The sequence below is a fragment of the Allocellulophaga tsushimaensis genome (assembly GCF_055383085.1).
This window is the reverse complement of the sequence record NZ_AP039451.1, coordinates 1,342,490-1,369,358: the sequence shown is the minus strand read 5'-3', so window position 1 is coordinate 1,369,358 and position 26,869 is coordinate 1,342,490. Positions and strand designations below refer to the sequence as shown.

Sequence of the window (26,869 nt, the reverse complement as noted above, 5' to 3'; positions counted from 1 at the left end):
CAAATACATAATGAAAAAATATGTTATTTTAATAGTTGTTTCTTTAAGCTCCTTTATAGCTAACGCTCAAGATAAGAATACAGAAATAAAGGTATTATTAGAGAAAACAATTTTAGATAAAACAGTGGTAGGTGTTGTTGCTGGTTATTCTGTTGAAGGAAAAATAATAGGGCAATCTGCCGCAGGCTATTCAAATCTAAAAACAAAAGAGCCATTTAAATTAAACACCAAGTTAAGAATGGGTTCTATTGCAAAATCTATGACTGCACTAGCTGTAATGCAATTGGTAGAAAAAAATATAATTGATTTAGATACTCCCATACAAACTTATATTCCTGACTACCCTAAACACCAAAAAACACAAATTACAGTAAGACATTTATTATCGCATACTTCTGGTATTGCGGGTTATAAAGATGGTCGCGAATCTAATACTACTGTTAACTATGCTACACTTTATGATGCTTTGCATTTATTTAAAGACAGGGCATTATTATTTGAACCTGGTACCCAATATAGCTATACTTCATATGGGTATACCGTTTTAGGAGTTATTATTGAAAAAGTCACAAAAGGTAGTTTTGAGGCGTATATGCAAGAAAATATATGGGACAAAGCAGAAATGGCCCATACTGGGGTTGAAAAATATGGTGTTACACTAGCGCATAAATCAATGCTATATTCGCGCAATAATGGAAAAGGTAAAGCAAAGCTTGCTAAAGAAAATAACTTGAGTAACAGAATTCCTGCTGGAGGTTTCTATACCACTTTAGGAGACATGTTAAAGTTTGGTAATGCAGTTCTAAACAACACCTTTGTAAAAGAAAGCACGTTAAATATCATGAGGCAACACCATAGCTTAGAAAAAGAAAATAACGCTTATGGCTTTGGATGGTTTTTATACGCACCTAAACCTGATGAAGGTCGTATAATTGGGCATCCGGGTGCACAAACAGGAAATACTTCTTTTCTTTTTATAGTTCCTAGTAAAAAAGCAGTTAGTATAATACTTGCCAATACCTCAAGAGCACAATCTAGTGTAGATCCAATAGCCAATAAATTATTGAGCTTATCATTTAATCATTCAAAAAACAACTAAACCTAGTAATATACGAACTCTTCATTTTTTAGTGCACAAGGCTCGTATACTGTACTTCTTTGTAAAGTATATATAGATGAATAAAAAAGCTGTTTTCTCAGGAAAACAGCTTTTTTACCTTTTATAAATTACTTTTCTACTTATTACACATCATCAAAATCTACCTTAATAGTAGGAGTTGTTGGGTGTGCCTGGCAAGTAAGAATTAAACCTTCTTCGATTTCTCCATCAGTTAAAATCTGGTTTTTAACCATTTCTGCTTTTCCTTCTGTTACTCTAGCAATACAACTACTACAAACTCCGCCTTGGCAAGAATATGGAGCATCTATATTTTCTTTTAAAACCGCATCTAAAATCAGCATCTTTTTATCCATGGTTAGCGAAAAAGTTTCGTCATCTACTACAACGTTAACTTTGGTTTTCCCATCTAGTTCCTCTGCCATAGTATCTACAGTATCTGTAGCCGTAAATAACTCGAAATGAATTTTGTCTTTTGCTATTTCTGCTTCTGATAAGGTATTAGAAACCAGATTGATCATTTCCTCGGGGCCACATAAATAAAAAGCATCAAAAAGAGTCTCCTTAAATTTATTCTTAATGATATAGTTTACCGTAGCTTTTTCTATTCTACCAAATAAAGCACCTTCTTCTTGTGTTCTACTGTATACATATTGAACAAAAAACCGATTAGTATATTTTTTTTGTAAAGCTTCTATTTCATCTAAAAACATCGTTTCTTCTGGACTTTGGTTGCCATATACTAAAACAAAAGTGCTATTTAAATGACTCTCTAATACTGTTTGCGCAATACTCATCATAGGTGTAATTCCACTACCAGCAGCAAAAGCTGCTATATGCTTTTCAGAATTAGAAGGTTCAAAAACAAATCTGCCTTCAGGAGGCATAACTTCTAAAATATCACCTTCTTTTATGCTATCATTAGCATAAACAGAAAATGTTCCATCAGTTACTTTTTTAACGCCAACGGTTATTTTATGGGCTGTGGGTACTGAAGATATCGAATAGGCTCTACGCAATACTACACCATTAATTTCTTTATTTATGGTTATGTATTGCCCTGCACTAAAGGAAAATGTATTTTTTAAGTGGTCTGGAATAACAAAAGATATCGCTACAGAATTGGGTGTTAATTGCTTAACTGTAGACACACTTAAAGAATGAAAATCGCTCATGTATTAATTTTTCTGCAAAATTACGTAAAGGATTTACCATATAAAATTGGATTATTAAAAAAATAACTTTTCCTTGTAACAATTATAGTATATAAGATACTCATTTAAAAAAACCTTAACAATTTCAACATGAAAAAAATCTTAATTGCAATCGTATTATTAGCCTCTATTACATTAAATGCACAAGAAAATAGTGCTGCTAAAGAACAAGCTATTGAACTGGTAAAATTAGCTGGAGCTGCAGATGCATTTAATAATGCAATAGACTTAATTGGTGGTGCAGTACCAACAGAAAATAAAGAAGCTTACAAAAAAGAAGTTGTAGGTACTTTAGGTGAAATCTATAATGGCCTTGCTGATTTGTATATGCAAGAATTTACTGAAGTTGAAATAAAAGAACTTATTGCCTTCTACAAAACTGATCTTGGAAAAAAATTAGCCTCTAAGCAGACCTTAATGGCACAAAAAGGCATGGCATTAGGGCAAAATTGGGGAATGAAAGTTGGCCAAATAGCACAAAAGTATAGCAGTCAATAATATTGCTTTAAGTATCTTCAGCATAAAACCAGCCAACATTATGATATTTAAACACTTTATTAACCTACAATGGAAATCTTTTTTTAGAGCAGCTTCTTTAAAAAGCAGTATTGCTATTAAAATTCTAATGGGCTTTGCTGCTTTTTATATGGCGGTAGTTCTTATTTTTATGGGTATTGGTGTTTATTCTTTAATTGAAAATAAAAGTATGGGCAATCCTTTTGATGTGGTAAATAAATACATGATTTACTATATCTCTATTGATTTAGTTTTTAGGTATATGCTTCAAAAAATGCCTGTTACAAATATTAAACCCCTACTTTACCTACCCATTAGAAAAAGTAAGATTGTTAATTACTCATTAGGTAAAACTATACTATCCTATTATAACTGGTTGCATGCTTTCTTTTTTATTCCTTTTTCTATCATATTATTAATCAAAGAGTACAACCCCTTAGGAGTTATTTCCTGGCATATAGCAATTATCGCGATCATATATTGCAATAATTTTATCAATATTTTAGTCAACAATAAGGATAAGGTTTTTTACCCAGTAGTTGGCATAATATGCATTTTAGGGCTTTCTCAATATTATAAACTGTTTGATATTACCCATTATACAACTTACTTCTTTGATGTATTATACACTGCACCTTGGATGGCATTAATTCTTTGGATTGTTACTGTAAGACTATATTATGCTTCATATCAATATTTTAAAAAGAATTTATATTTAGACTTAGGATTAACAACCAAACAAAGTATTGCTAAAACTGAAAATTTAAATTGGCTAAACCGTTTTGGAAACTTAGGCACATTCTTAAAGAACGATATAAAACTAATCAAAAGAAATAAACGTTCTAAAATGGCTGTAATTATGGGTTTCTTTTTTATTATCTATGGACTATTATTCTTCAGTGGTATTGTTGAGGCTTATGATCATCCAATTGGGCATATTTTAGCAGGTATTTTTATCTCTGGAGGTTTTTTATTTAGTTTTGGGCAATTTGTACCCAGTTGGGATAGTGCATATTATCCACTTATGATGAGTCAGAATATTAAATACAAGGAATACTTAAACTCTAAATGGTACTTAATAGCCATTGCTACTCTAATAAGTACTATAATAGCTTCATTTTATCTCTATTTTGGGCTAGATGCTTATCTCTCGATACTTGTAACTGCTATATACAATATTGGAGTTAATTCTTATTTGGTTTTATTAGGCGGAGCATATACCAGAACACCTATTGATTTAACATCTGCTAAAAAGGCATTTGGCGATAAGCAATCTTTCAATCTAAAAACAATGATACTTTCCTTACCTAAAATGCTTTTACCATCACTAATTTATGGACTAGGGTATTATTTAATTAACCCAACTACTGGTTATATTCTTGTAGCCTTAGCGGGTATACTTGGTTTTGCTTTTAAAGGATTGGTATTCAAAAAAATTGAGAAGATTTATAAAAAAGAAAAATATAAAACCCTGCTCGCTTACAAACAAACCAATTAAATTATAATAGCCACAAAAAAGAATTAACTTATGATCACCACACAAAATCTTAGTAAAAAATATGGTGCAAATACCGTTTTATCTATAGAAAACTTAGAAATTCCTAAAGGACAGAGTTTTGGTCTTGTTGGGAACAATGGCGCAGGTAAGACCACTTTTTTTAGCCTTTTACTAGATCTGATTCAGCCTACCACTGGGCATATTATAAATAATAATGTGCAGGTAAATACTAACGAAGGTTGGAAACCTTTTACAGCTGCTTTTATAGATGAAACCTTCTTAATAGGCTATTTAACACCAGAAGAATACTTCTATTTTATTGGTGAACTAAGAGGTCAGAATAAATCAGATGTTGATGCTTTACTATCAAATTTTGAAGATTTTTTTCATGGCGAAATATTAAATCAAAAAAAATACCTTAGGGATCTCTCTAAAGGAAATCAGAAAAAAGCAGGAATTATAGCTTCTTTTATTGGCAATCCTGAAGTAATTATTTTAGATGAACCTTTCGCAAACTTAGACCCAACCACACAAATTAGATTAAAAGAAATTATCAAAAATCTTACTACTAATCAAAATACTACAGTACTGGTTTCTAGTCATGATTTACAGCATGTAACAGAGGTTTGCGAACGTATAGTAGTACTTGATAAAGGTAAGGTGGTAAAAGATATTAAAACGTCTACAGCAACCTTAAATGAATTAGAAATTTTCTTTGCGAGCTAATAATTAAATCAAAAATTAGAGCTAAATCTATTGACTTCTGTATAACTTCATCCTTGTAAAAAAAATGCAATCCTAAAAAAAATTACAAATTATCGATGAAATACATAATAATACCCCTATTTTTAAGTTTACATTATACACTAAAGTGAGGGGAATTTTGAAGCTTCGATTTAAATTTATTGCAAGTATTGCATTTGGTAGTATTGTTTTTAGCGCATGTTCTACAAAAAAAGACGCCTTTTTAAATCGGAGTTGGCACAGTGTTAATACAAAATTTAATGTGTTGTATAATGGCAATGTTGCTTTTGAAGAAGCTCGAGAAGAACTTAATGCTTCGTACCAAGATAATTACTGGGAGATATTACCAGTAGAGCGTTTAACCATTTCCGAAGATATTATCATAAATGTAGATACATCAACTACAAAATTTGGAAGAGCAGAAGAAAAAGCTGCAAAAGCCATACAAAAGCACAGTATGGAGATAAGGAATAGAGAGCGCAACCCCCAAACCGATGAAGCTTTTTTACTTTTAGGAAAGACACGATATTTTGAACAACGCTACTTACCTGCCTTAGAGGCTTTTAATTATATTTTAAGGAAATACCCAGATAGTGATAAATTAAATGAAGCCCGAATTTGGAGAGAAAAAACAAATATTCGTTTAGAGAACGATGAATTAGCTATAAAAAATCTAAAAAATCTTTTTAAATATGATGATCTAAATGATCAGGAGTATGCAGATGCTAGGGCTATGATGGCACAAGCCTATCTTAATATTGGTGTAAAAGATACGGCTATTCAAAACCTAAAAACGGCACAAGCTTATACAAAGAAAAAACCAGAAAAAGGAAGGTATTTGTATATTATAGGTCAGCTTTATAATGCTTTAACGTATAAAGACAGTGCAAATTTTGCTTTTAAAAAGATAATAGAACTCAATAGAAAATCTCCACGAGAGTATATGATTAATGCACATATACAAATCATAAAAAATACCGAAGTTACTGCTGCCAACGAGTTAGAAATTTTAGAATATTTAACTGATCTTGAAGAAAATAGGGAAAACAGACCTTATTTAGACATTATATACAGACAAATAGCTAAATATCATTTAGAGAAAGAATCTGATAGTTTAGCATTAGCCTATTTTAATAAATCCATACGAGCTACACAATACAAACCTGTGTTAAATGCTTTAAATTATGAAAATTTAGGAGAATATAATTTTGATGAAAATGCTTATAAAACTGCTGGAGCCTATTACGATAGTACTTTATTAAATCTTCCAGAAAATTCTAAAAAATTTAGAGCTATAAAAAAGAAATTAGATAATTTAGAAGATGTAATACTTTACGAAGAAATAGTACAATACACCGATAGTGTTATTACATTATACAATTTACCAAAAGAAAAACAACTCGCTTATTTTGAAGATTATATTTCCAAAATTAAAGCAAAGGCAGAAGCAGAAGCTAAAAAAGAAGAGCAACGACAAACGCGGGGTATTGCAGCTTTTGGAGATACTAAAGCGGGAAAACAAAACAAAGGCAAATTCTATTTTTATAATGTTACTAGTTTGGGTTATGGTAGAAACGATTTTAGAAATAGATGGGGAGAGCGTACTTTAGAAGATAACTGGCGTTGGTCTAATAAAAGTATTAATATTAGCTCTGATGCTGATACAATAGTAGACCAAGAAACAAATAATGATACTTCTACAGACGAAGAAAAGTACGATGTTGCTTATTATATAAAGCAAATACCAACAGACACTAAAGTAATAGATAGTTTAAGTAAAGAACGGAATTTTGCAAATTATCAGTTAGGTTTAATTTACAAAGAGAAATTTAAAGAAAACCTTTTGGCGGCTGGGAAATTAGAAAACGTATTAAAATCTAACCCAGAAAAACGTTTAATTCTTCCTTCTAAATACAATCTGTTTAAAATTTATGAAGAAGTTGGAAGTCCATTAATGGAGCAAATGAAAGCAAATATTATTACGAATCATCCAGATTCTAGATATGCAGAAATTTTATTAAATCCACAGGCAATCCTTGCTGGGAATACAGAAAGTCCCGAAGCTAAATATGCCCAATTGTATAAGTTGTTTGCAGCACAAGAATATTTAAAAGTCATTACTTTAGCCGAAGAAAACATTAATAAATACACTGGTGATCCTATTGTTCCAAAGTTCGAAATGATAAAAGCAAATGCTACTGGAAGAATACAAGGTTATACTGCTTTTGAGGAAGCATTAAATTATGTGGCGCTAAATTACCCCAATAACCCTGAGGGTAAAAAGGCTAAAGATATGGTAACAGGTTTGTTACCTAAATTAGCAAAAAAAGAGTTTTTACAACCTGATAGTACTAAGAGAGCAGAAAATTGGAAGTTAATTTTTCCTTTTAAGATAATTGATAACGAAAAAGCTTTGGCATTAAAAGAAGCGTTAGAAAACGTTATTAAAGACCTTAAATATTCAAATAAAATATCAAAAGACATCTACAATTTAGAAAACCAATTTGTGATTGTGCATGACTTTAAAACTAAAGAATTTGCGCTTGGTTTTGCAGAATTAATAAAAAACAATGTCGATTACCGTATTAAGAAAGAGAATTTTGTAATTTTATCGTCCAACTATAAAATTATCCAAATACATAAAAACCTTAAAGAATATAAAAAAACAGTAACAACCCCAAAACCCTAGAACACATGTTTTCAGATAACAAAAGAGGCGCTACCACAGAGATGGGCGGCCAACCAAACAGAATTGAAAAAAACACTAAAATTAAAGGCGATATCGTTTCCGAAGCTGATTTTAGAATAGACGGAAAATTAGATGGTAATGTAAAAACTTCTGGTAAAGTTGTTATTGGAAAAGGTGGTTACATCCATGGCAAGGTAGAATGTGTAAATGCCGATATAGAAGGTAATTTTAATGGTGAGCTTCTCGTTTCGGATTTATTATCCTTAAAATCTTCGGCTATTATAGAAGGTACTGTTTCTGTTGCTAAATTAGCAGTAGAGCCTGGCGCAACATTCAACGCAGCTTGTACTATGGGTGGTGGCAATAAAGCTGCTAAACCCAATATAAACCCTAATGTATCTAGTGGAAACGCAAAAGCCCCAGAAAAAAGGCACTAAAGGCTTACAAAACGCAGCTAAATTATCGGGTATTGCTTTTGAGATGGCAGCAACTATTTTGGTGTGCGTTTTTATTGGAAAATTCTTAGATAGCTATTTTGAAAAAGAAAAAACCGTATTCACTGCGATATTCTCTTTTATTGGAGTAGCTATTGCTATTTTTAACCTTATTAGAAAGGCTATTAATAGTCAAAAATAATAATGAAAAGAAAAAATATTTCAATATTTCTAGGAGGGATTCTTGCTATTAACTTACTCGTTGTCTTTTTTACAAAGCTCTTTCCAATATCATGGGTTGTAATTATCCATCTGTTTTTTCTATTTCTACTTATAGTTGTTTATACATTATTCTTAATAGTTGCTAAACGTAAAATTCAGTATGCTGGGTATTCATTCATGTCAATGTTTACTGTAAAACTAGCTGCTATTGTTTTATTTCTTAAAATTTTCCAGTCTATTAATTCCTTAAGTATTTCTTTTATCTTAAATTTTAGTTTGATATATCTTTTATACCTCTTCACATCAATGTATTTAGGGGTAAAATACCTTAATAAAGAAAACTTAAAATAAAACTTATTTATTTTTTTCTAAATAGATAAATTAATCTAATTTTGCGCAAAATTTAAAATGGCATTTTACCATGTATAAAATAAGCTCTAAACTACTTATTTTAACTGTTTTAGTATTAAGTGTATTTAGTAGTAACACTATTATTGCACAAGATCAAACTGAGCACCCGCAATCAACTAGCGACTCTACGGCTAAAGATACAAGTCACGAAGAAGAAAAGGAGTTTAATGCTATTGAGATGATTATGGAACACATATCTGATGCTAATGAATGGCATATAGCATCCTACAATGGTTCTGATGGTCATGAAAAACACATTTCGATTCCTTTACCTGTAATAGTTTGGGATGGTTCTTGGCACTTTTTTATGTCAAATGCAATTGCTCATGGTCATGAACATTCTGGTTTTACTTTAGAACACGGAAAAGTCATTTCAACTCTTGGTAAAGATAGGGCTCAACTTACTGATTTATTTACAGGTCTAGAAAATAAATTTGTTGACTTGTCTATCTCAAAAAATGTAGCTGGCATATTTATTTCTTGCCTTTTATTATTCTTTGTTTTCAGAGCTGTTTCTAAAGCTTATAAAAAACATGATGGTGTTCCTAAAGGCATTGCTGGATTCATGGAGCCAGTAGTTCTGTTTATAAGAGATGAAGTTGCGTTGCCAAATATTGGAAAAAAATATACTCCAAAGTTTTTACCCTTATTACTTACTATATTTTTCTTTATATGGTTCAATAATCTTTTAGGCCTTATTCCTATATTTCCTGGAGGTACAAATGTTACTGGTAATATTGCAGTAACAATGGTTCTTGCATTAATAACTTTAGTTGTTGTAAATATAAATGGGAATAAACAATATTGGGGTCATATTTTTAATCCTCCTGGAGTGCCTTTTCTTCTAAAGTTTATTATGATTCCAGTAGAAATTCTAGGAATTTTCACAAAGCCTTTTGCCTTAATGATGCGATTATTTGCAAACATTACAGCTGGGCATATCATGGTTCTTAGTTTAATATCACTAGTTTTTATATTTAAATCTGTTTATATAGGTCCTGCATCTGTATTATTAGCTTTATTTATATCAGTATTAGAATTATTAGTTGCAGCATTGCAAGCTTATATATTTACCGTTCTTACAGCGTTATTCATTGGAATGTCGGTGCAAGAACATCATTAATTTTATTTATTAGTAACCATTAAAAAAAAACAAATGGAAGCAGGTTTAATTTACGTAGGAATTGGTTTAGCAGTATTAGGTGTTGGACTTGGTATTGGTCAAATCGGTGGGAAAGCAATGGAAGGTATTGCTCGTCAGCCAGAGGCTGCAGGTAAAATCCAAGGGGCTATGCTTATTGCAGCTGGTCTTATTGAAGGTGCTGGTCTTATCGCTATCATCTTTGGTGCATTCGTAAAGTAAAAATTAAAAACCCTTTAGCGGTTGGCTAAAGGGTTTTTTTCAATTGAAAAAGTAATCAGATCATGTCATATATATTAGCATCAAGTGGTTCAGAATTAATAAACCCAGGTATTGGTTTAGTTTTTTGGATGCTTATCACTTTTATTATTTTACTTATCATATTAAAAAAATATGCTTGGGGACCTATTTTGGGAGCTGTAAGTGAAAGAGAAACATCTATAAAATCTGCTCTAGCAGCAGCTGAAGATGCAAAAAAAGAAATGCAAAACGTTACTGCTGATAGCGAGCGTTTGTTAAAAGAAGCACGTGCCGAAAGAGAAGCAATGATAAAAGAAGCACGTGAGCTAAAAGATAAAATGCTAGCAGATGCAAAAGAGCAAGCACAAGCTGAAGGTGATAAGATGCTAAAGCAAGCTCAGGAAGCTATAGAAAGCGAAAAGAAAGCTGCTGTAGCTGATATTAAAAATCAAGTAGCTACTTTATCTGTAGATATCGCCGAAAAAGTAATACAAGAACAACTTTCTAACAAAGACAAGCAATTACAATTGGTTGAAAATATGTTAGGAGATATTAAGCTAAACTAACTAGAACATGAACGAATCTAGAGCAGCCATACGCTATGCAAAAGCAACTTTAGTCCAAGCTCAAGAAAATAAAGCTTTGGATGCCGTTGAAAAAGATATGCGTACCATCTTAGAAACCATTGCTACTAGTAACGAGCTTACAGATGCTTTAAAAAGCCCTGTGATTAAAGGAGCAGAGAAAAAAGCCATTCTTAACGAAGTGTTTAAAGGTGCTAATGCTATAGTTATTGGTTTAATAGATGTGTTGGTTGCAAATAAAAGAATTGCTTTATTACAAGATGTTGCACAGAAATACATCATCTTAAATGAAGAATTAAAAGGTCAAGGAATTGCTATGGTTACTACTGCTGTTGCTTTAACTGAAGCTTTAGAAAAGAAAATTCTAAAAAAAGTAGTGGAGCTTACAGGAAAAGAAGTAACCATAAAAAATACAATTGACGAAAGTATTTTAGGAGGTTTTATCCTAAGAGTTGGAGATTTACAGTATGATGCTAGTTTCGCTAACAAATTAGGAAATTTAAAAAGAGAATTTACGAATAGTTTATAATAACAATTTTAAATGCGAGCTTAATGTATTTGTATTTAAAATCTAATGTCTTAAACAAATGGCAGGAGTAAAAGCCGCTGAGGTATCAGCAATATTAAAAAATCAATTATCAGGATTTGAAGCTACGGCTTCTTTAGATGAAGTAGGAACAGTTTTACAAGTGGGTGATGGTATCGCTCGTGTATACGGTTTATCTAATGTACAGTACGGAGAATTAGTAGAATTCGATGGTGGTATACAAGGTATCGTTTTAAACTTAGAAGAAGATAATGTTGGGGTGGTATTGTTAAGCCCTTCTAGAGCTATAAAAGAAGGTACTACCGTAAAACGTACCCAAACTATTGCTTCTATTAAAGTAGGTGAAGGTATTGTTGGGCGTGTAGTAAATACTTTAGGTTTACCTATCGATGGTAAAGGCCCTATTGCTGGTGACACATACAATATGCCACTAGAGCGTAAAGCACCTGGTGTAATTTTTCGTGAGCCCGTAACTGAGCCATTACAAACAGGAATAAAATCAATTGATGCGATGATCCCCGTAGGTAGAGGTCAGCGTGAATTGGTAATTGGTGACCGCCAGACTGGTAAAACTACCGTTTGTATTGATGCCATCTTAAACCAGAAAGAATTTTACGATGCAGGGAATCCTGTGTATTGTATTTATGTTGCTATAGGTCAGAAAGCTTCTACCGTAGCAAACATTGCAAAAACACTAGAAGATAATGGTGCCTTAGCCTACACAACTATCGTAGCCGCAAACGCATCAGATCCTGCTCCTATGCAAGTATATGCTCCGTTTGCAGGTGCTGCTATTGGAGAATATTTTAGAGATACGGGTAGACCCGCTTTAATTATCTATGATGATTTATCTAAGCAAGCGGTTGCCTACAGAGAGGTTTCTTTATTATTAAGAAGACCACCAGGACGTGAGGCGTATCCTGGAGATGTATTTTACCTTCACTCTAGATTATTAGAGCGTTCTGCAAAAGTAATTAATGATGATACGATTGCAAAGGACATGAACGATCTTCCAGATTCGTTAAAACCAATGGTAAAAGGGGGTGGTTCTTTAACAGCATTACCTATTATTGAAACACAAGCAGGTGATGTTTCTGCTTATATCCCAACCAATGTAATTTCTATTACAGATGGTCAGATATTCTTAGAGCAAGATTTATTTAACCAAGGGGTAAGACCAGCAATTAACGTGGGTATTTCTGTATCGCGTGTAGGTGGTAATGCTCAAATTAAATCCATGAAAAAAGTATCTGGTACTTTAAAACTAGATCAGGCTCAATTTCGTGAACTAGAAGCGTTTGCTAAATTTGGTTCAGATTTAGATGCTGCTACATTAAACGTAATTGAAAAAGGAAAACGTAATGTAGAGATCTTAAAGCAAGCGCAAAACGATCCTTTTACAGTAGAAGATCAAGTCGCAATTATATATGCAGGTTCTAAGAACTTATTACGCGATGTTCCTGTAGAAAAAATAAAAGAATTTGAAGTAGATTATATTGAATTCTTAAATGCGAAACACAGAGGTATTTTAGATACTTTAAAAGCAGGAAAACTAACTGATGAGGTTACAGACGCATTAACTAGTGTGTGTAAAGAATTATCAGCGAAGTATAATTAAAAGTTATAAGTTCAGAATTATGAGTTATGAGTAAATTGAATGCGAGTCCTATTAGGATAAAAAGTTTTCAATTTGCTTGCGATATAGTTTTGTACTGTGATTCTTTAAAAGAAAATAAAGACTTTGAACTTGCTTCTCAATTATTAAAAAGTGGAACTAGTATTGGTGCCAATACTAGAGAAGCTCAAAGAGGAGTTAGTACTAGAGATTTCAAAAATAAGTTTGGAATTGCGCTTAAAGAAGCTGATGAAACCATTTATTGGTTAGAAATTTTAGAAGCAACTGGAAGGCAAGTACCAAACAATATGAAGGAAAAGTGTGAAGAGTTAATTCGAATTTTAGTAGCAATAATAAAAAATTCATAACTAATCATTCATAACTCATAACTTGAAAAAATGGCAAACTTAAAAGAAATACGTAACAGAATAGCATCGGTATCATCAACCATGCAGATTACCAGTGCCATGAAAATGGTTTCTGCTGCTAAGTTGAAAAAAGCACAAGATGCAATTACTGCTATGCGTCCTTATTCAGATAAGCTAACAGAACTTTTACAAAGTTTAAGCGCAAGTTTAGAAGCAGATGCTGGTAGCCAGTATGCCGATAACCGCGAAGTAAACAAAGTATTGGTTGTAGCTATTACATCTAATAGAGGTTTGTGTGGCGCTTTTAATACCAATATTATTAAACAGAGTACGACTTTAGCTACTGAGACTTATGCTGGAAAGCAAGTAGATTTTATGGCTATCGGTAAAAAAGCGAATGATATTTTAGAAAAGAAATTCAATGTAATCAACAACCACAGTGCTGTTTATGATGAATTAACTTTTGATAATGTTGCTGCCATAGCAGAAGAACTCATGGAACAATTTTCGAATGGTTCTTATGATAGAATAGATATTGTTTACAACAAGTTTAAAAATGCTGCTACCCAGATTATCATGACAGAGCAGTTTTTACCAATTGTTCCTATAGCAGGAGAGGAGACTTCTAATGCAGATTATATCTATGAGCCATCTAAAGCAGAAATTGTTGAGCAATTGATCCCTAAGTCATTAAAAACACAGTTATACAAAGGGGTTAGAGATTCTTTTGCTAGTGAGCACGGTGCACGTATGACAGCAATGCATAAAGCAACAGATAACGCAACAGAACTAAGAGATCAGCTTAAATTAACATACAACAAAGCAAGACAAGCTGCTATTACTAATGAAATCCTTGAGATTGTTGGTGGTGCAGAAGCTTTAAACAATTAAACAGTTACTATAGACTTCGACTACGCTCAGTCAACAACTATATTATAAATAAGACTTCACAGCAATGTGAGGTCTTTTTTGTTTAATAACATATTTCATTAAAGTCTCATTTTTTTATCCGATTTTTGATATTAGAATGAAATCAAACAAAACCGCCTTATTTTTTATTTTTATCACTGTTTTAGTAGATGTCATAGGTATTGGAATTATTCTTCCTATTATACCGGACCTAATTATGGAACTAACAGGAGAAGATACCCATAAGGCTGTCATCTATGGTATGTGGTTAACCACCGCTTTTGCGGGAATGCAATTTTTATTTTCACCAGTTTTAGGAGAAATTTCAGATAAATATGGTAGAAGACCCATTTTATTAATTGCACTTTTAGGTTTAAGCGTAGATTATTTAATCCATGCCTGGGCTCCTACCTTAATTTGGTTATTTTTAGGTCGGTTTTTAGCTGGTATTACAGGGGCAAGTTTTACAGTGGCTTCTGCGTATATTGCAGATATAAGCACCAAAGAGAACAAAGCAAAGAACTTTGGTTTAATTGGTGCCGCTTTTGGATTAGGTTTTATTATAGGTCCTGGAATTGGTGGTTTTTTTGGTGAAATAGATATTAGATTACCTTTCTATATTGCTGCTGGATTAACTTTTGCAAATTTCCTTTTTGGGTTGTTTTTGGTACCTGAATCTTTAACTCCTGAAAATAGAAGATCTATTAATGTCTTGAAGATGATCCCCGGAGTTTCTTTAGTAAGCCTTAGAAACTATAAAGGTGTATTGCTTCTTATCACAGCTTTCTTTTTGGCAAACCTTGCCGGGCAATCTTTACCTGCTACATGGTCTTATTATGGTATTGAACGGTATAATTGGAGTCCTAAAGAAATTGGAATTTCATTAATGGTAGTCGGTTTATTAGTTGCCATAGTACAAGGCGCTTTGGTGGGCGTACTAACCAAAAAATTTGGAAAACGAAAAGTCATTACTTTTGGGTTTCTATTCTGGACATTAGGCATGTTTTTATTCTCAATAGCCTCAGAACCTTGGATGTTATATGCTTTCTTAATTCCGTATGCTTTTGGTGGTATCGCCGGTCCTACCGTACAAGGGGTAATTTCTAATGCAGTGTCCGAAAAAGAACAAGGAAATTTACAAGGTGCAATTACTAGTTTAGTAAGTGTTACAGCAATTTTAGGGCAATTGATATTTTCTCCTGTATTTTATTTCTTTATCCGTCCAGATGCTAAACCCTATTTTCCTGGTGCGCCTTATGCCTTAGGAGCATTATTTTTATTGACTTCTTTTCTTTTTGCACTATGGGCAATGAAGAAAATGAATCTTAAAGATGATAATTCTGCATTAGACATAGATAAAACAAAATAAATATATAGTACTCAAAAAAGAAAAATACTTCTAGCTGAAGTTTTTAAGCTTTAAAAAAGGCTTTATCAAAAACTTGCTGAACTAAAATCAATATCAAACTGAAAGCACCAAATACTAAAACTATTAATGACATCTAAAGAAGTGTTTTCAGGTAAAAAAATAGTTAATGTTTCACCCTCAAAACGACGCCCGTTTAGTGTTTCACTTAAATTAATACCAACTCCTTCACTAAAGTCACCATCGGTACCTCCATAAACACTAACAGCTGGCCCTAATCCATTATAAAAGAAATTGGAAATTTCAATTTCACAATCAGAAATAATGGTCACTCGACCACTAATCCCATACTCACTACTTACACGCAAATCTCTGGACTCACCAACTAAAGGGTGTGTTGCTTCGCAAACTCGTGCCTCTGGCGTTTCATTAACTTGTACTGCATCACCTCCATCATCAGAATTACAGCTTACACAAACTAAAAAAATGATCATACTAGTATGAATAAAATTTTTCATAAAATAATTTTGCGCTGAAATTACAATTATTTTTTATCAAGAAGATCACAATTCTATCACAATACAAATTTCTATGAAATAAGCTACAGATAGCCTATTTCTGGGTTTGAATGTATAACCCGTAAAAAGGAAAATAGAGTTTAAAATTGACTCTTATTTGGCATACAAGCATTAAAATATTCCATATTGCTGTAACATTTTTTCAATTTTGAATCTAAAGGGAAAAGAACTTAAAAATCTATTCTCATGAAAACAATTAAAAGAATCGTATTTGTAGTTGTATTTGCTTTCAGCTGTATCATAAATGCGCAAGAAAAAGCATTTGAAGTAAAAGTTATTGGAAAAGGAGATCCTATATTATTATTTCCTGGTTTTACCTGTACAGGAGAAGTATGGAAAGATGTAGTGACCGAATTATCAAAAAGTAACGAATGCCATATTTTTACTTTTGCAGGCTTTGGTGGCATAGCACCAATTGAAAAACCATGGTTACCAAAAATCAAGGAAAGCGTATCAAACTACATTACAAAAAAGGAATTAAAAAATAGTACCTTAATAGGGCACAGTTTAGGAGGCGCATTAGCACTTTGGTTAGGAACTGAAAACACACATACGTTTCAAAAAATTATAGTGGTAGATGCATTAGCATCAGTTGGAGCATTGATGATGCCAAATTTTAAAAGTGAATATATGGTGTATGACAATCCATACAACAAACAACTATTAGAAATGGATGATACTGCTTTTGAAGCAATGGCAACGCAAATGACTAATGGAATGACTTTAAATAAAGAAAAACAACCATTGATTAAAAAATGGATACTTGCAGCAGATAGAGAAACCTATGTCTATGGATATACAGATTTATTAAAATTAGATTTAAGAGAAACTATTTCTAAAATAACTGCTCCTGTAACTATTTTAGCAGCAACGCAACCCTATGGATTAGAAACTGTGAAACAAAATTATGAAAAACAATATACTAACCTGGATGGATATACTATTAAATATGCAAAAGACGCGGCTCATTTTATCATGTACGACCGGCCAGAATGGCTATTAAATGAAATTAAAACCGAATTAGAATAGTCTATGAAGGATTTAAAATCCCTTTTTGATGAGGTGTATCACAACAATTACCCTAAAGTAATACGGTTATGTTTAGGATATTCTAGCGGTGATGAAATAGTTGCAAAAGATCTGGCTCAAGAAGTTTTTATAAAAGTATGGGAAAACCTACCAAAATTTAGAAAAGAGGCTAGTATTGCTACATGGATTTATAGGATTACTGTAAATACTTGTTTGATCTATTTCAGAAAAAAGAAAAAAATAGCTCTTACAGGTAACTTAAGCCACATAGAAGACACTTCTGAAGGAACAGAGACAATTACAAAAGAAACACAACTAAAACAGCTCTATGCTTGTATTAATAGTTTAAACAAAGACAATAAAAGTATTATTCTACTAGAACTAGAAGGTTTGCCCCAAAAACAAATTGCTGAAATTATGGGGCTTAGCCATGAATCTGTTCGAGTAAGAATCCATAGAATAAAAAATGAATTAACTAAATGCGTTAAAAAATGACAGCTTTTAAAGATTTAAAAAAACAATGGGAAGACCAACCCAATCCAGAAATTCCTAAAAATGGATCGCAAAAAATTTTAAATAAAGTTACAGCACTTAAAAACAAGCAACATATTACAAATGTTGTTTTAGGTATAACGATACTTATTTTAGTGGGCTTCTTTGTATATATAGGAGCATATAAAAACACTTTAGTTGCTTTTGCATTAGTATTGATGATAGGGTCTTTACTGGCTAGAATTATCATAGAACGCTTTAGCATAAAAACATTAAAAAATCTAAATGTAACTGCTATATCTAGTGATTTTAAGCAAGAAATGTTACAGTACTATAAAACTAGAGTTAAAGTCCATTACATTATCACACCAATCATTATTGTGTTGTATGCTATAGGTTTCATTATCCTTTTACCTTTTTTTAAACAAAGTTTATCTACTGGATTTTATACTTATATCATTGTTTCATCCATAGTCATTTTATTTGTTTTGAGCTTTTTTATCTACAAACAGATTCAAAAAGAAATGGCAGCATTAAAGGAATTAAACACAGATGAGTACTTTTTTTAATGACCTCTATTCATTTTAAAACCTAAAAAATGGTCATTAAAATTCTTTTTCACACTGAAAGAAAAGTCTTTAAAAGATTTTTACTCGTATCTATTTGGCATTAAATTTGGTTTCATACCTTTATCACATAATATAAATACGTATGAAAACGACAATATATACCGCAATTATTTTAGTCATGAGCTTAGGAAGTTGTTCATCTCAAAAAAAATTACAAACAGAAACCCCTTTTGAAATAAGCATGGCCACTTGCCAAAAATGGATAGGAGGCACTGCAGATAGCGGGTCAGGGCTTTCGTTAAACATTGCTATAACTTCAAATGTACCTAATGGTATTATATTTCATAAAGTATTTTTTAGAGGAAAAATTACAAACTGTAGTATGGAAGAAGATGGTGGAATAAGTTATCTAGTTTCTAATTTTCCTGATCAGAACATGCAGAAACCAGATATTGTTATGCATGCAGATTCTAAAAAAGAAGTAGGTAACCAGCCTCCTTCCCTGAATAAAAAAGAAGAATTTCCTTTTGAAATTAATGATAATGAGGCCTTAGTTGCTTATACAGAAAAAGGGAATGCAAAAATGAAGTATGCTAAGATTTCTGATATTAAAGAGAAACAGCCTTTAATTTATTCTAGTAGGCCAAATAATTAATTTTGTCTTAAAAAAGGGGTTTTAACATGTATTTTTATACAATAACATTGCACTATTGAACCCATTAAAGAAACTTTTTAAGCAAACATTTGTATACGGATTAGCAACTGTACTTCCTAGAATGCTTTCTTTTCTATTAGTTAGGTTATACACAGACGTAATGCCTCCAGGTTTATATGGAGAAGTATCAGTTATCTTTGCTTATTTCGCAATTTTTAATGTGTTTTTAGCCTATGGAATGGAAACCGCTTTTTTTCGGTTTTATCATAAAACCAAAAACAAACAATCTGTTGTTTCTACCTCATTAATTTCCATAGGAATTTCTACTACATTATTTTTTATACTTGCCTTATTATTCAAAGAAAATTTGGCAGAAGTATCAGATATTGCACCCAAATATGTAAACTATGTAATTTATATTCTAGCTTTAGATGCTTTAGTAATTATTCCGTTTGCATGGTTACGTGCTACTGAAAAACCAATGCGCTATGCCATTATTAAAATTGTAAACGTTTGTATTAATCTAGGATTTAATCTGTTCTTCCTTATCTTATTACCCAGCATCATAGATAACAATCCTAATAGTGTATTTGCTTGGATGTACAAACCAGACTTCCAAGTTTCCTATATTTTTATATCAAACCTTATAGCAAGTGCAATTACACTACTCCTAATGTTAGAATTATATCTAAAAAACCAATATACTTTTGATGGCCATTTATGGAAAAAAATGATGAAATATGCTGCACCTGTTCTTATTGCTGGGATTGCATTTACCATAAATGAAGTTTTTGACCGTGTTTTATTAGAAAAATTACTAAGCCCAGATATTGCTAAAGATGAAATAGGAAAATATTCTGCTTGCTACAAGCTAGCCTTATTTATGACTTTGTTCGCTACAGCCTTTAGAATGGGAATAGAGCCTTTCTTTTTTAGTCATGCTAAAGAAGAAAACCCTCAGAAAACCTATGCACAGATTACTAATTATTTTGTGATTTTAGGAAGTGTAATTTTACTGGCTGTAATTGTTTATGCAGATATTCTAAAGCTAATTTTTGTGAACAACAAAGATTATTGGGATGCCATGAAAATTGTACCGATCATTTTATTAGCGAGTTTTTTCTTAGGGATTTACCACAATTTATCGGTTTGGTATAAAATAACCGATAAAACCAGATATGGGGCATTTATCTCTGTTATTGGAGCCATACTTACTGTTATAATCAATTATATATTTATAGGGTACTTTAGTTATATGGCATCAGCTATTGCAACATTAATTGCCTATGGTACAATGATGGTATTATCATATACCATTGGCAAAAAACAATACCCAGTTCCTTATAATATGCGAAAAATAGGATTTTATTTAATTACCTCCATTGTATTTTCTGTCATAGCCTTCTATATATTTGATCGGAACTTACTATGGGGAAACCTATTACTATTCGTATTTTTAGGAATCGTCTATAAAATGGAAAATGATACACTACGGAAAGTGTTCAAAAAATAACAAAAACGTTTAAAATATAAAATGGAAATTAAAATTATAAACAAGTCTAATCACGATTTACCACATTATGAAACTAGTGCTTCTGCTGGTTTGGATTTAAGAGCCAATATTACAGAAGCTGTTGTTCTTGAACCCTTAGGTAGAGCTATTATAAAAACAGGCCTTTTTATAGAATTACCCATAGGTTATGAAGCGCAAGTAAGACCAAGAAGTGGTTTAGCAGCAAAAAAAGGGATTACAGTTTTAAATGCTCCTGGTACTGTAGATGCTGATTATAGAGGTGAAATAGGTGTAATTTTAGTAAACCTTTCTAATGAAGTTTTTACTATAGAAAACGGAGAACGAGTAGCACAATTGGTGATCGCGAAACATGAGCGTGCTGATTGGATAGCCGTTACCGAATTATCTGAAACCAAAAGAGGCGAAGGTGGTTTTGGGAGTACCGGAGTAAAATAATATATTTTAAAAAAATTATAAACCAAAAAAAAACCAATAATGAAAATCAAACTTTTACTTTTAATTACTGCTTTTGTTACTGTAACAGGCTACGCACAAGACACAGATGTAAAGAAAACTGCAGATATTGCATGTGAATGTATAAATGATATAAAACTTTCTTTAAGTGAAAAAGAGCGGTATAAAGAAATTGAATCTTGTATTTCAACAGCTACTCTTACGCGTCAAATGGCAAAAACATTTGAGACCATAAAACTAGATTCTATTGCAGAAGCAGCTGTAAATAATGCTACAGATACTATTATTTTACCTAGCAAAAAAGAGTATAATATTATTGTTGGAGCAAACAAAAAAGAAATTCAAGAATATCTGCTCAGAAATTGCGGTTCAATGAAAGTATTAATGACTTCAATTAATGAACCTACCGAAAGTTCTATTTCCAACAAGAAAAAAGCAAAAAAGTTTTATGAAAAAGGACAAGAGTATTATGGTGCGGGAGATTTTGTAAAAGCAGCTGTAAACTATCAGAAAGCTGTGGATAAAGATCCAAAATTTGCTTATGCCTGGGATATGTTAGGGATTAGCCATAGGCGCTTAGACCACTATGAAAAAGCCATTTTTTGTTATAAGAAATCTTTAGAGGTAGACCCTACAGGTAAAATGCCAATGATGAACATTCCGGTTGCATACGAAAAATTAAAGCAATATGATGAAGCAATTGAAGCATATAAAGTATTGATAAAAGCATCTCCAGAAGATGGAGAAGGTTATTATGGCACAGGACGCATGTACCATTTAAAAGGAGATTATGAAAATGCTTTAGATCATATGATGCAAGCATTTTTGCTATATCAAAAAGCAAAATCTCCTTATGCAAGAGATGCAGAAAGTAACTTACAACTTTTTTACAAAGAACTAAAGCAAAAAGACCAATTAGCTATCTTTGAAAAAATGGCTGAAAAACATCATATAGAATACTAAATTTAAGTGTTTTTTGTAAAATAAATTACGCTAAAATCTGTTTAGTTTATAATGTGAAAAAGTAAGTTTAATTACATATATAATTTGTTAGCAGTAATTATCATAAAATGAATGAAGAGTTTCAAATAAAAGAAAATGGCTTTAATGAAATAAAAAAAGCAATAATTATTAGAACTATTCCAATTACGATTTTAGCTGCTGGAACTGGACTCGTAATTAGTCATTTTAATTCAAATGGAGAATCAAGTGATCCATTAGCACTTATACTAACAATCATAATAGCAATAGGAGCAATAGCTTTTGGGTTAAATAAAGCAATTAAAAGACAAAAAATATTATTTGAAAGCTATAAGTTAATTATAAATTCTAAGAATATTATAAGAGAACAAAAAAACACTCAAACAATCTCAATCTCCCACAGTGAGATAAAATCAATCATTAGAAACTCTAAAGGAATACTAACCATATTAGGAAGTTCTAAGACCGAAATTATCGGTATACCTTCTCAAATAGATGATTCTGAAAAACTTGAACAACTATTATCTCAAATTCACCCAATTACAGATTCTGACAAGAAACCTTTAGCTGAAAAATACAAAGGTTTATTAATTATACTAATACTTGGTCTAATGGCCTCTGTATATATAGCTACAAATAAATTAATTGTAGGAATAACAGGAACGATTTTGATTTTATTTTTAGGATATTCTTTTTACGAAGTTCGCAGAAATAAAAATATAGATAAAAAGACAAAAAATGTAATATGGTGGCTTTTATTGGTGTTATTCTCAATAATTGGAACTATGTATTTCAAATTAACTGGAGAAATATAAAAGAACAAAAAATAAATATTAACTATAAAATCTCTGTATATACAGACAATTAAATGAAAATAATAGTACCAATGGCGGGTAGAGGTTCCCGTTTAAGACCACATACATTAACAGTACCAAAACCCTTAATTCCTGTAGCAGGAAAACCAATTGTACACCGTTTGGTAAGAGATATTGCTGGTGTTCTAGGAGAACCTATAGAAGAAGTTGCATTTGTTTTGGGAGACCCTGCTTTTTTTGGTGATGATGTAGTTGAAAGCCTTAAAGCATTAGCAGAAAGTTTAGGGGCTAAAGCATCTATCTACAGACAAGACCAACCCTTAGGAACTGGCCATGCCATTATGTGCGCAAAAGAGTCACTAAGCGGCCCTGCAGTAATTGCATATGCAGATACCCTTATTAGAGCAGATTTTGACTTAGATAAGACCGCAGATAGTGTTATTTGGGTAAAACAAGTAGACCAGCCAGAGGCTTATGGTGTGGTAAAGCTAAACGAAAACCAAGAAATTGTAGAATTGGTAGAAAAGCCAGAGCAGTTTGTTTCAGATTTAGCAGTTATTGGTATCTATTATTTTAAAGACGTTGCTATTCTTAAAGAAGAATTACAACATGTATTAGACAATAACATTATTAATGGCGGCGAATACCAAATTAATGATGGTATTAAGGGTATGATGAAAAAGGGTATGAAATTTGTGCCTGGTAAAGTAGAAGAGTGGATGGACTGTGGCAACAAAAATGTTACTATAGAAACCAATCAGCGTATGCTAGGGTTTTTAGAAAAAGATGCTAAAGAAACACTTGTGGCTACATCTGCTAAATTGGAGAATGCAAATATTGTAGCCCCTTGTTTTATAGGAGAAAATGTTGTGTTGAAAAACTGTACTGTAGGTCCTTTTGTCTCTGTTGGCGACCATACTTCTATTGAAGATAGTACCATAAAAAATAGTTTAATACAAACAAACTCTATCATTAGCAATGCAAATCTAGACAATGCTATGATTGGTAATCATGTAAAATATAATGGTAATTTTGAAACCATAAGTATTGGTGATTACTCAGTAATGGAATAAATATAATTCATCTTAGAAATCGAACAATATTTCTCGTTATTTGTTGTTTGATTTTTAAGATTGATACATTAAATATGGGCAAAGCACTATTTTTTTTCTTTTTTCTAGGAATAGTTTTAATTTCTACAGGAAACTATGCGCAAGAAAAAATTATAGAAACTGAAAAAAGTTCAGAAGTGTTTTTAGACGAATATTCAGATACTTTTCAAGAAACTTTTTTTGAGGCATTAAAACAAAAGGGGATAGAAAATTACGATAAGGCTATAAACCTATTGTTAGAATGCAAACAAATAGATCCAGAATTAGCTACTATAGATTATGAATTAGCAAACCTATACACCACAACCAAACAAGCAATTCTTGCAAAAGAATATGCCATAAAAGCAATTAATGGAGCTCCAGATAATTATTGGTATTTAAATACTTTGTTAGATGCATTACAATTGCAAAACGGTGGCATAACAGAAGTAGAAGGTGAGATTCCGTTTGATAATAATATGCTTAAAGAAAATTTAGCATTACTATATTATCAAAAAGGACGCTACGAAAGTGCTCTTAAAATACTAAATGGTATTAAAAATAATTCATTTATAGTTAGTCTAAAAAGTAAGGTTGAGGAAGCAAAAAAACAGCGCGAAAAACACACACAAACCATTACCTATACCGCAACCAATTCTAGAGGGTCCGAGGACAATTCTATTGATGCTTATAAATTTAAGATGGATGGAATGATCCGTGCCAACAATTTAATGTTTTTAGATGAGCTTAGTAAAAATGCATTAGAAGAATATCCCGCTCAACCCTATTTTTATTATACACGTGGTTTATCTTTAAATTATAAAAAGAAATATAGAGAAGCGGTGAGCATATTAGAAGAGTCTTTAGACTATATGTTAGATGATACAAAGCTAGCTAATAAAATATATAAAGAATTAGCAAATGCATACACAGGTTTACATAATACGGTAAAGGCAAATCTGTATCTTCGTAAAATAAAACCTGGTTTTTAAAATAGGAATATGAAAAAAAGCTTTTTAACTAAAGTAATAGTTTGTTTATTGATTTTTTTTAGTTTTTCATGTAAGTCTACTAAGGTCATTACGGGAGGTACTATTAATACCAAACTATCATCTAAAGCAATTATAAAAGCACATTATATCAATCGGTTAGATTTTGTCACTTTAGCAGGTAAAATGAAGATAGATTATGAAGATAAATATGCATCGCAAAGCTTTAGTGTAAGTCTTAGGATGGAAAAAGATAAAGCAATATGGATTAGTGCAACCCTTGGTATTGTTAAAGCATATATAACACCCAATAGAGTTACTTTTTTTAACAGACTAGACAATTCTTACTTTGATGGTGATTTTAGCTACCTCAGCAAATTATTAGGTACTGATTTAGATTTTGAAAAAGTACAAAACGTATTATTAGGTCAGGCTTTGTTTGATTTAAGAAAAGAAAAATACAACACAGGTATTGTAAACAATACTTATGAATTGAAGCCTAAAAAACCTTTAGATTTATTTAAAATACTCTTTCAGATAGAGCCAAAACATTTTAGAATAGGTACACAACAAATTTCACAACCCGAAAAAGATCGTTTATTAGAAATCCAATATAAAAACTACCAAAAAATAGATCAAAAAATTCTTCCTAATGAAATAGCAATTGTTACTAATCTAGAAAACAACAAAAGTAAAATAGCTATTGAATATAAGAATATAGAATTTGGCAGAAAGCTTAAATTTCCTTATAAAATACCGAAAGGTTTTAAAGAAATTATTTTAAAATAACATGCAAATTAAAAACGCATATAAAAAGTGTTTACTTCCATTATTACTGGTATGTTCTTTTTTGACCAATGCACAGACAAGCGAGCAAAAAAAATTAGAAAAAAAAAGAGAACAGTTACAAGAAGAAATTCGTCAAATTAACCGTTTATTATTTGCTGAAAAAAGAGAAAAAGGAAATGTTTTAGAGCAATTAGATGCTTTAGACCAAAAAATTAGAATACAACGACAACTTATTAGAGTTACTAATACACAATCTAATCTTTTAAATAGGCAGTTAAATGCTAATATTAGAAGTATCACAAAACTTAAAAACGATTTACAGGTTTTAAAAGATGATTATGCTCTAATGATTCAAAAATCTTATCAAAATAAATCTAATCAAAGCAGGCTTTTATTTTTATTATCTTCTGAGAGTTTTTTTCAAGGTTTTAAAAGGCTTCAGTATATGAAACAATATACGGAATACCGAAAAAAACAAGCAAAACTAATTACAACAAAAACGGATGAACTTACCAGCTTAAATATAGCACTGGCGTTACAACGTAAAGAAAAAGACAAATTAATAGCTGAGAATACTAAGGCTAAAAAAGAACTTATTAAAGAAAAAAAGAAACAAGAAGAATTACTAGCTACCATTAAACAAAATGAGAGTAGTTATGCTGCTACAATTAAAAACAAAGAAAAAGAAGCTCGTAAAATAGACAAACAAATAGACAAACTTATTCGTAGTGCTATTGCGAGTTCTAATAAAAAAGCTGGCAAAAAATCTAATACAAGTAGGTTTTACTTAACTCCAGAAGCCAAAATAATAGCTACTAATTTTTCTGCAAATAAAGGAAAATTAGTTTGGCCTGTAGAAAAAGGTATAAAAAGCAAAGGTTTTGGTGTTTATAGCGATGCCATTTATCCAGGAATTAAGCATCAAAACAATGGCGTTATTATAGCCACTGACAAGGGCGCTAAGGCACGTTCTATTTTTAAAGGAGAAGTTATAGCTATAATTAGTGTTCCTGGCGGAAATAAAGGCGTACAGATTAAACACGGCAACTTTATTAGCACGTATTATAACCTTTCCTCTGTTTTTGTAAAAAAAGGAGAGCTTATCAGTACCAAACAAGAGGTAGGTGTTGTTGCTACAAGTACACAAAGCAACCAAACACAACTTAAATTCTACCTTTACCAAGATACCAGCAGGTTAAACCCAGAAGAATGGATTTATCAGCTATAAACCCAATCATTTTTAAGCTATTGACCAATAAAATGCTGTAATAGCCTAAAT

Annotated in this window: 29 protein-coding genes; 27 read left to right on the top strand and 2 right to left on the bottom strand. The window is 31.6% G+C overall.

Features of this window, described 5'->3' with window-relative positions:
- The first annotated feature begins 10 nt into the window (after positions 1-10).
- Positions 11-1,099, top strand: coding sequence for a serine hydrolase domain-containing protein (locus tag ACZ451_RS05965; RefSeq protein WP_464216193.1), 1,089 nt, complete (start codon positions 11-13; stop codon positions 1,097-1,099).
- A gap of 143 nt (positions 1,100-1,242) precedes the next feature.
- Here the strand turns inward: ACZ451_RS05965 and ACZ451_RS05960 are convergent, their stop codons facing one another.
- Entirely contained in the window at positions 1,243-2,292 is a 1,050-nt protein-coding gene (locus ACZ451_RS05960; protein ID WP_464216192.1) for a 2Fe-2S iron-sulfur cluster-binding protein, read from the bottom strand.
- Between the two features lie 129 nt (positions 2,293-2,421).
- Here ACZ451_RS05960 and ACZ451_RS05955 point away from each other — a divergent pair, with 129 nt between their 5' ends.
- The 14 genes from ACZ451_RS05955 (at position 2,422) to ACZ451_RS05890 (ending at position 15,618) form a co-directional block, all read left to right on the top strand.
- Complete coding sequence (locus tag ACZ451_RS05955) at positions 2,422-2,829, top strand: DUF2059 domain-containing protein (RefSeq protein WP_464216191.1); 408 nt, start codon at positions 2,422-2,424, stop codon at positions 2,827-2,829.
- A 43-nt stretch (positions 2,830-2,872) separates the two neighbouring features.
- On the top strand, positions 2,873-4,345 hold the full coding sequence (locus tag ACZ451_RS05950) for a DUF5687 family protein (RefSeq protein ID WP_464216901.1): 1,473 nt from the start codon (positions 2,873-2,875) through the stop codon (positions 4,343-4,345).
- Between the two features lie 30 nt (positions 4,346-4,375).
- Complete coding sequence (locus ACZ451_RS05945) at positions 4,376-5,071, top strand: ABC transporter ATP-binding protein (protein WP_464216190.1); 696 nt, start codon at positions 4,376-4,378, stop codon at positions 5,069-5,071.
- A gap of 157 nt (positions 5,072-5,228) precedes the next feature.
- Positions 5,229-7,778, top strand: a complete 2,550-nt coding sequence (porW, locus tag ACZ451_RS05940; RefSeq protein WP_464216189.1) for a type IX secretion system periplasmic lipoprotein PorW/SprE — start codon at positions 5,229-5,231, stop codon at positions 7,776-7,778.
- Between the two features lie 5 nt (positions 7,779-7,783).
- Entirely contained in the window at positions 7,784-8,215 is a 432-nt protein-coding gene (locus tag ACZ451_RS05935; RefSeq protein WP_464216188.1) for a bactofilin family protein, read from the top strand.
- Positions 8,181-8,414: an AtpZ/AtpI family protein gene (locus tag ACZ451_RS05930; RefSeq protein WP_464216187.1), complete on the top strand. Its 234-nt coding sequence runs from the start codon at positions 8,181-8,183 to the stop codon at positions 8,412-8,414. The genes ACZ451_RS05935 and ACZ451_RS05930 overlap by 35 nt, the downstream gene beginning before the upstream one ends.
- 441 nt (positions 8,415-8,855) lie before the next feature.
- Positions 8,856-9,968: a F0F1 ATP synthase subunit A gene (atpB, locus tag ACZ451_RS05925; protein WP_464216186.1), complete on the top strand. Its 1,113-nt coding sequence runs from the start codon at positions 8,856-8,858 to the stop codon at positions 9,966-9,968.
- 33 nt (positions 9,969-10,001) lie between these two features.
- On the top strand, positions 10,002-10,208 hold the full coding sequence (gene atpE / locus ACZ451_RS05920) for an ATP synthase F0 subunit C (protein ID WP_464216184.1): 207 nt from the start codon (positions 10,002-10,004) through the stop codon (positions 10,206-10,208).
- Positions 10,209-10,270: 62 nt separating this feature from the next.
- On the top strand, positions 10,271-10,792 hold the full coding sequence (locus ACZ451_RS05915) for a F0F1 ATP synthase subunit B (RefSeq protein ID WP_464216183.1): 522 nt from the start codon (positions 10,271-10,273) through the stop codon (positions 10,790-10,792).
- Between the two features lie 7 nt (positions 10,793-10,799).
- A complete protein-coding gene (gene atpH, locus ACZ451_RS05910; protein WP_464216182.1) occupies positions 10,800-11,339 on the top strand; it encodes an ATP synthase F1 subunit delta in 540 nt (179 codons plus the stop codon).
- Between the two features lie 58 nt (positions 11,340-11,397).
- Positions 11,398-12,975 carry a F0F1 ATP synthase subunit alpha gene (gene atpA, locus ACZ451_RS05905; RefSeq protein WP_464216181.1) on the top strand — a complete coding sequence of 526 codons (1,578 nt, stop codon included), beginning with the start codon at positions 11,398-11,400 and terminating at the stop codon, positions 12,973-12,975.
- A 26-nt stretch (positions 12,976-13,001) separates the two neighbouring features.
- Positions 13,002-13,340 carry a four helix bundle protein gene (locus ACZ451_RS05900; RefSeq protein ID WP_464216179.1) on the top strand — a complete coding sequence of 113 codons (339 nt, stop codon included), beginning with the start codon at positions 13,002-13,004 and terminating at the stop codon, positions 13,338-13,340.
- Between the two features lie 30 nt (positions 13,341-13,370).
- Positions 13,371-14,231 carry an ATP synthase F1 subunit gamma gene (gene atpG, locus ACZ451_RS05895; protein ID WP_464216178.1) on the top strand — a complete coding sequence of 287 codons (861 nt, stop codon included), beginning with the start codon at positions 13,371-13,373 and terminating at the stop codon, positions 14,229-14,231.
- 136 nt (positions 14,232-14,367) lie between these two features.
- Complete coding sequence (locus ACZ451_RS05890) at positions 14,368-15,618, top strand: TCR/Tet family MFS transporter (protein WP_464216177.1); 1,251 nt, start codon at positions 14,368-14,370, stop codon at positions 15,616-15,618.
- A gap of 65 nt (positions 15,619-15,683) precedes the next feature.
- Here the strand turns inward: ACZ451_RS05890 and ACZ451_RS05885 are convergent, their stop codons facing one another.
- Complete coding sequence (locus tag ACZ451_RS05885) at positions 15,684-16,133, bottom strand: DM13 domain-containing protein (protein ID WP_464216176.1); 450 nt, start codon at positions 16,131-16,133, stop codon at positions 15,684-15,686.
- A gap of 246 nt (positions 16,134-16,379) precedes the next feature.
- On the opposite strand from ACZ451_RS05885, the gene ACZ451_RS05880 reads away from it, so the two are divergent.
- From ACZ451_RS05880 to ACZ451_RS05825, 12 genes are all read left to right on the top strand, one after another.
- A complete protein-coding gene (locus ACZ451_RS05880; protein ID WP_464216175.1) occupies positions 16,380-17,222 on the top strand; it encodes an alpha/beta fold hydrolase in 843 nt (280 codons plus the stop codon).
- Between the two features lie 3 nt (positions 17,223-17,225).
- The gene (locus ACZ451_RS05875) at positions 17,226-17,717 is read left to right on the top strand and encodes an RNA polymerase sigma factor (RefSeq protein WP_464216174.1); all 492 of its coding nucleotides are present in this window, start codon (positions 17,226-17,228) and stop codon (positions 17,715-17,717) included.
- Complete coding sequence (locus tag ACZ451_RS05870) at positions 17,714-18,283, top strand: hypothetical protein (protein ID WP_464216173.1); 570 nt, start codon at positions 17,714-17,716, stop codon at positions 18,281-18,283. Before ACZ451_RS05875 ends, ACZ451_RS05870 begins: the two co-directional genes overlap by 4 nt.
- Before the next feature lie 142 nt (positions 18,284-18,425).
- Positions 18,426-18,938: a hypothetical protein gene (locus ACZ451_RS05865; protein ID WP_464216172.1), complete on the top strand. Its 513-nt coding sequence runs from the start codon at positions 18,426-18,428 to the stop codon at positions 18,936-18,938.
- A 55-nt stretch (positions 18,939-18,993) separates the two neighbouring features.
- Complete coding sequence (locus ACZ451_RS05860; protein WP_464216171.1) at positions 18,994-20,451, top strand: lipopolysaccharide biosynthesis protein; 1,458 nt, start codon at positions 18,994-18,996, stop codon at positions 20,449-20,451.
- A 21-nt stretch (positions 20,452-20,472) separates the two neighbouring features.
- Entirely contained in the window at positions 20,473-20,907 is a 435-nt protein-coding gene (dut, locus tag ACZ451_RS05855; protein ID WP_464216169.1) for a dUTP diphosphatase, read from the top strand.
- Positions 20,908-20,946: 39 nt separating this feature from the next.
- Complete coding sequence (locus ACZ451_RS05850; RefSeq protein WP_464216168.1) at positions 20,947-21,888, top strand: tetratricopeptide repeat protein; 942 nt, start codon at positions 20,947-20,949, stop codon at positions 21,886-21,888.
- Positions 21,889-21,995: 107 nt separating this feature from the next.
- A complete protein-coding gene (locus tag ACZ451_RS05845) occupies positions 21,996-22,721 on the top strand; it encodes a hypothetical protein (protein WP_464216167.1) in 726 nt (241 codons plus the stop codon).
- A gap of 53 nt (positions 22,722-22,774) precedes the next feature.
- The gene (locus ACZ451_RS05840) at positions 22,775-23,794 is read left to right on the top strand and encodes a sugar nucleotidyltransferase (protein ID WP_464216165.1); all 1,020 of its coding nucleotides are present in this window, start codon (positions 22,775-22,777) and stop codon (positions 23,792-23,794) included.
- A gap of 74 nt (positions 23,795-23,868) precedes the next feature.
- Entirely contained in the window at positions 23,869-24,804 is a 936-nt protein-coding gene (locus ACZ451_RS05835) for a tetratricopeptide repeat protein (protein ID WP_464216163.1), read from the top strand.
- A gap of 9 nt (positions 24,805-24,813) precedes the next feature.
- Positions 24,814-25,590, top strand: coding sequence for a lipoprotein insertase outer membrane protein LolB1 (gene lolB1, locus ACZ451_RS05830; protein WP_464216162.1), 777 nt, complete (start codon positions 24,814-24,816; stop codon positions 25,588-25,590).
- 1 nt (position 25,591) lies between these two features.
- Positions 25,592-26,818, top strand: a complete 1,227-nt coding sequence (locus ACZ451_RS05825; RefSeq protein ID WP_464216161.1) for a murein hydrolase activator EnvC family protein — start codon at positions 25,592-25,594, stop codon at positions 26,816-26,818.
- Positions 26,819-26,869 lie beyond the last annotated feature (51 nt).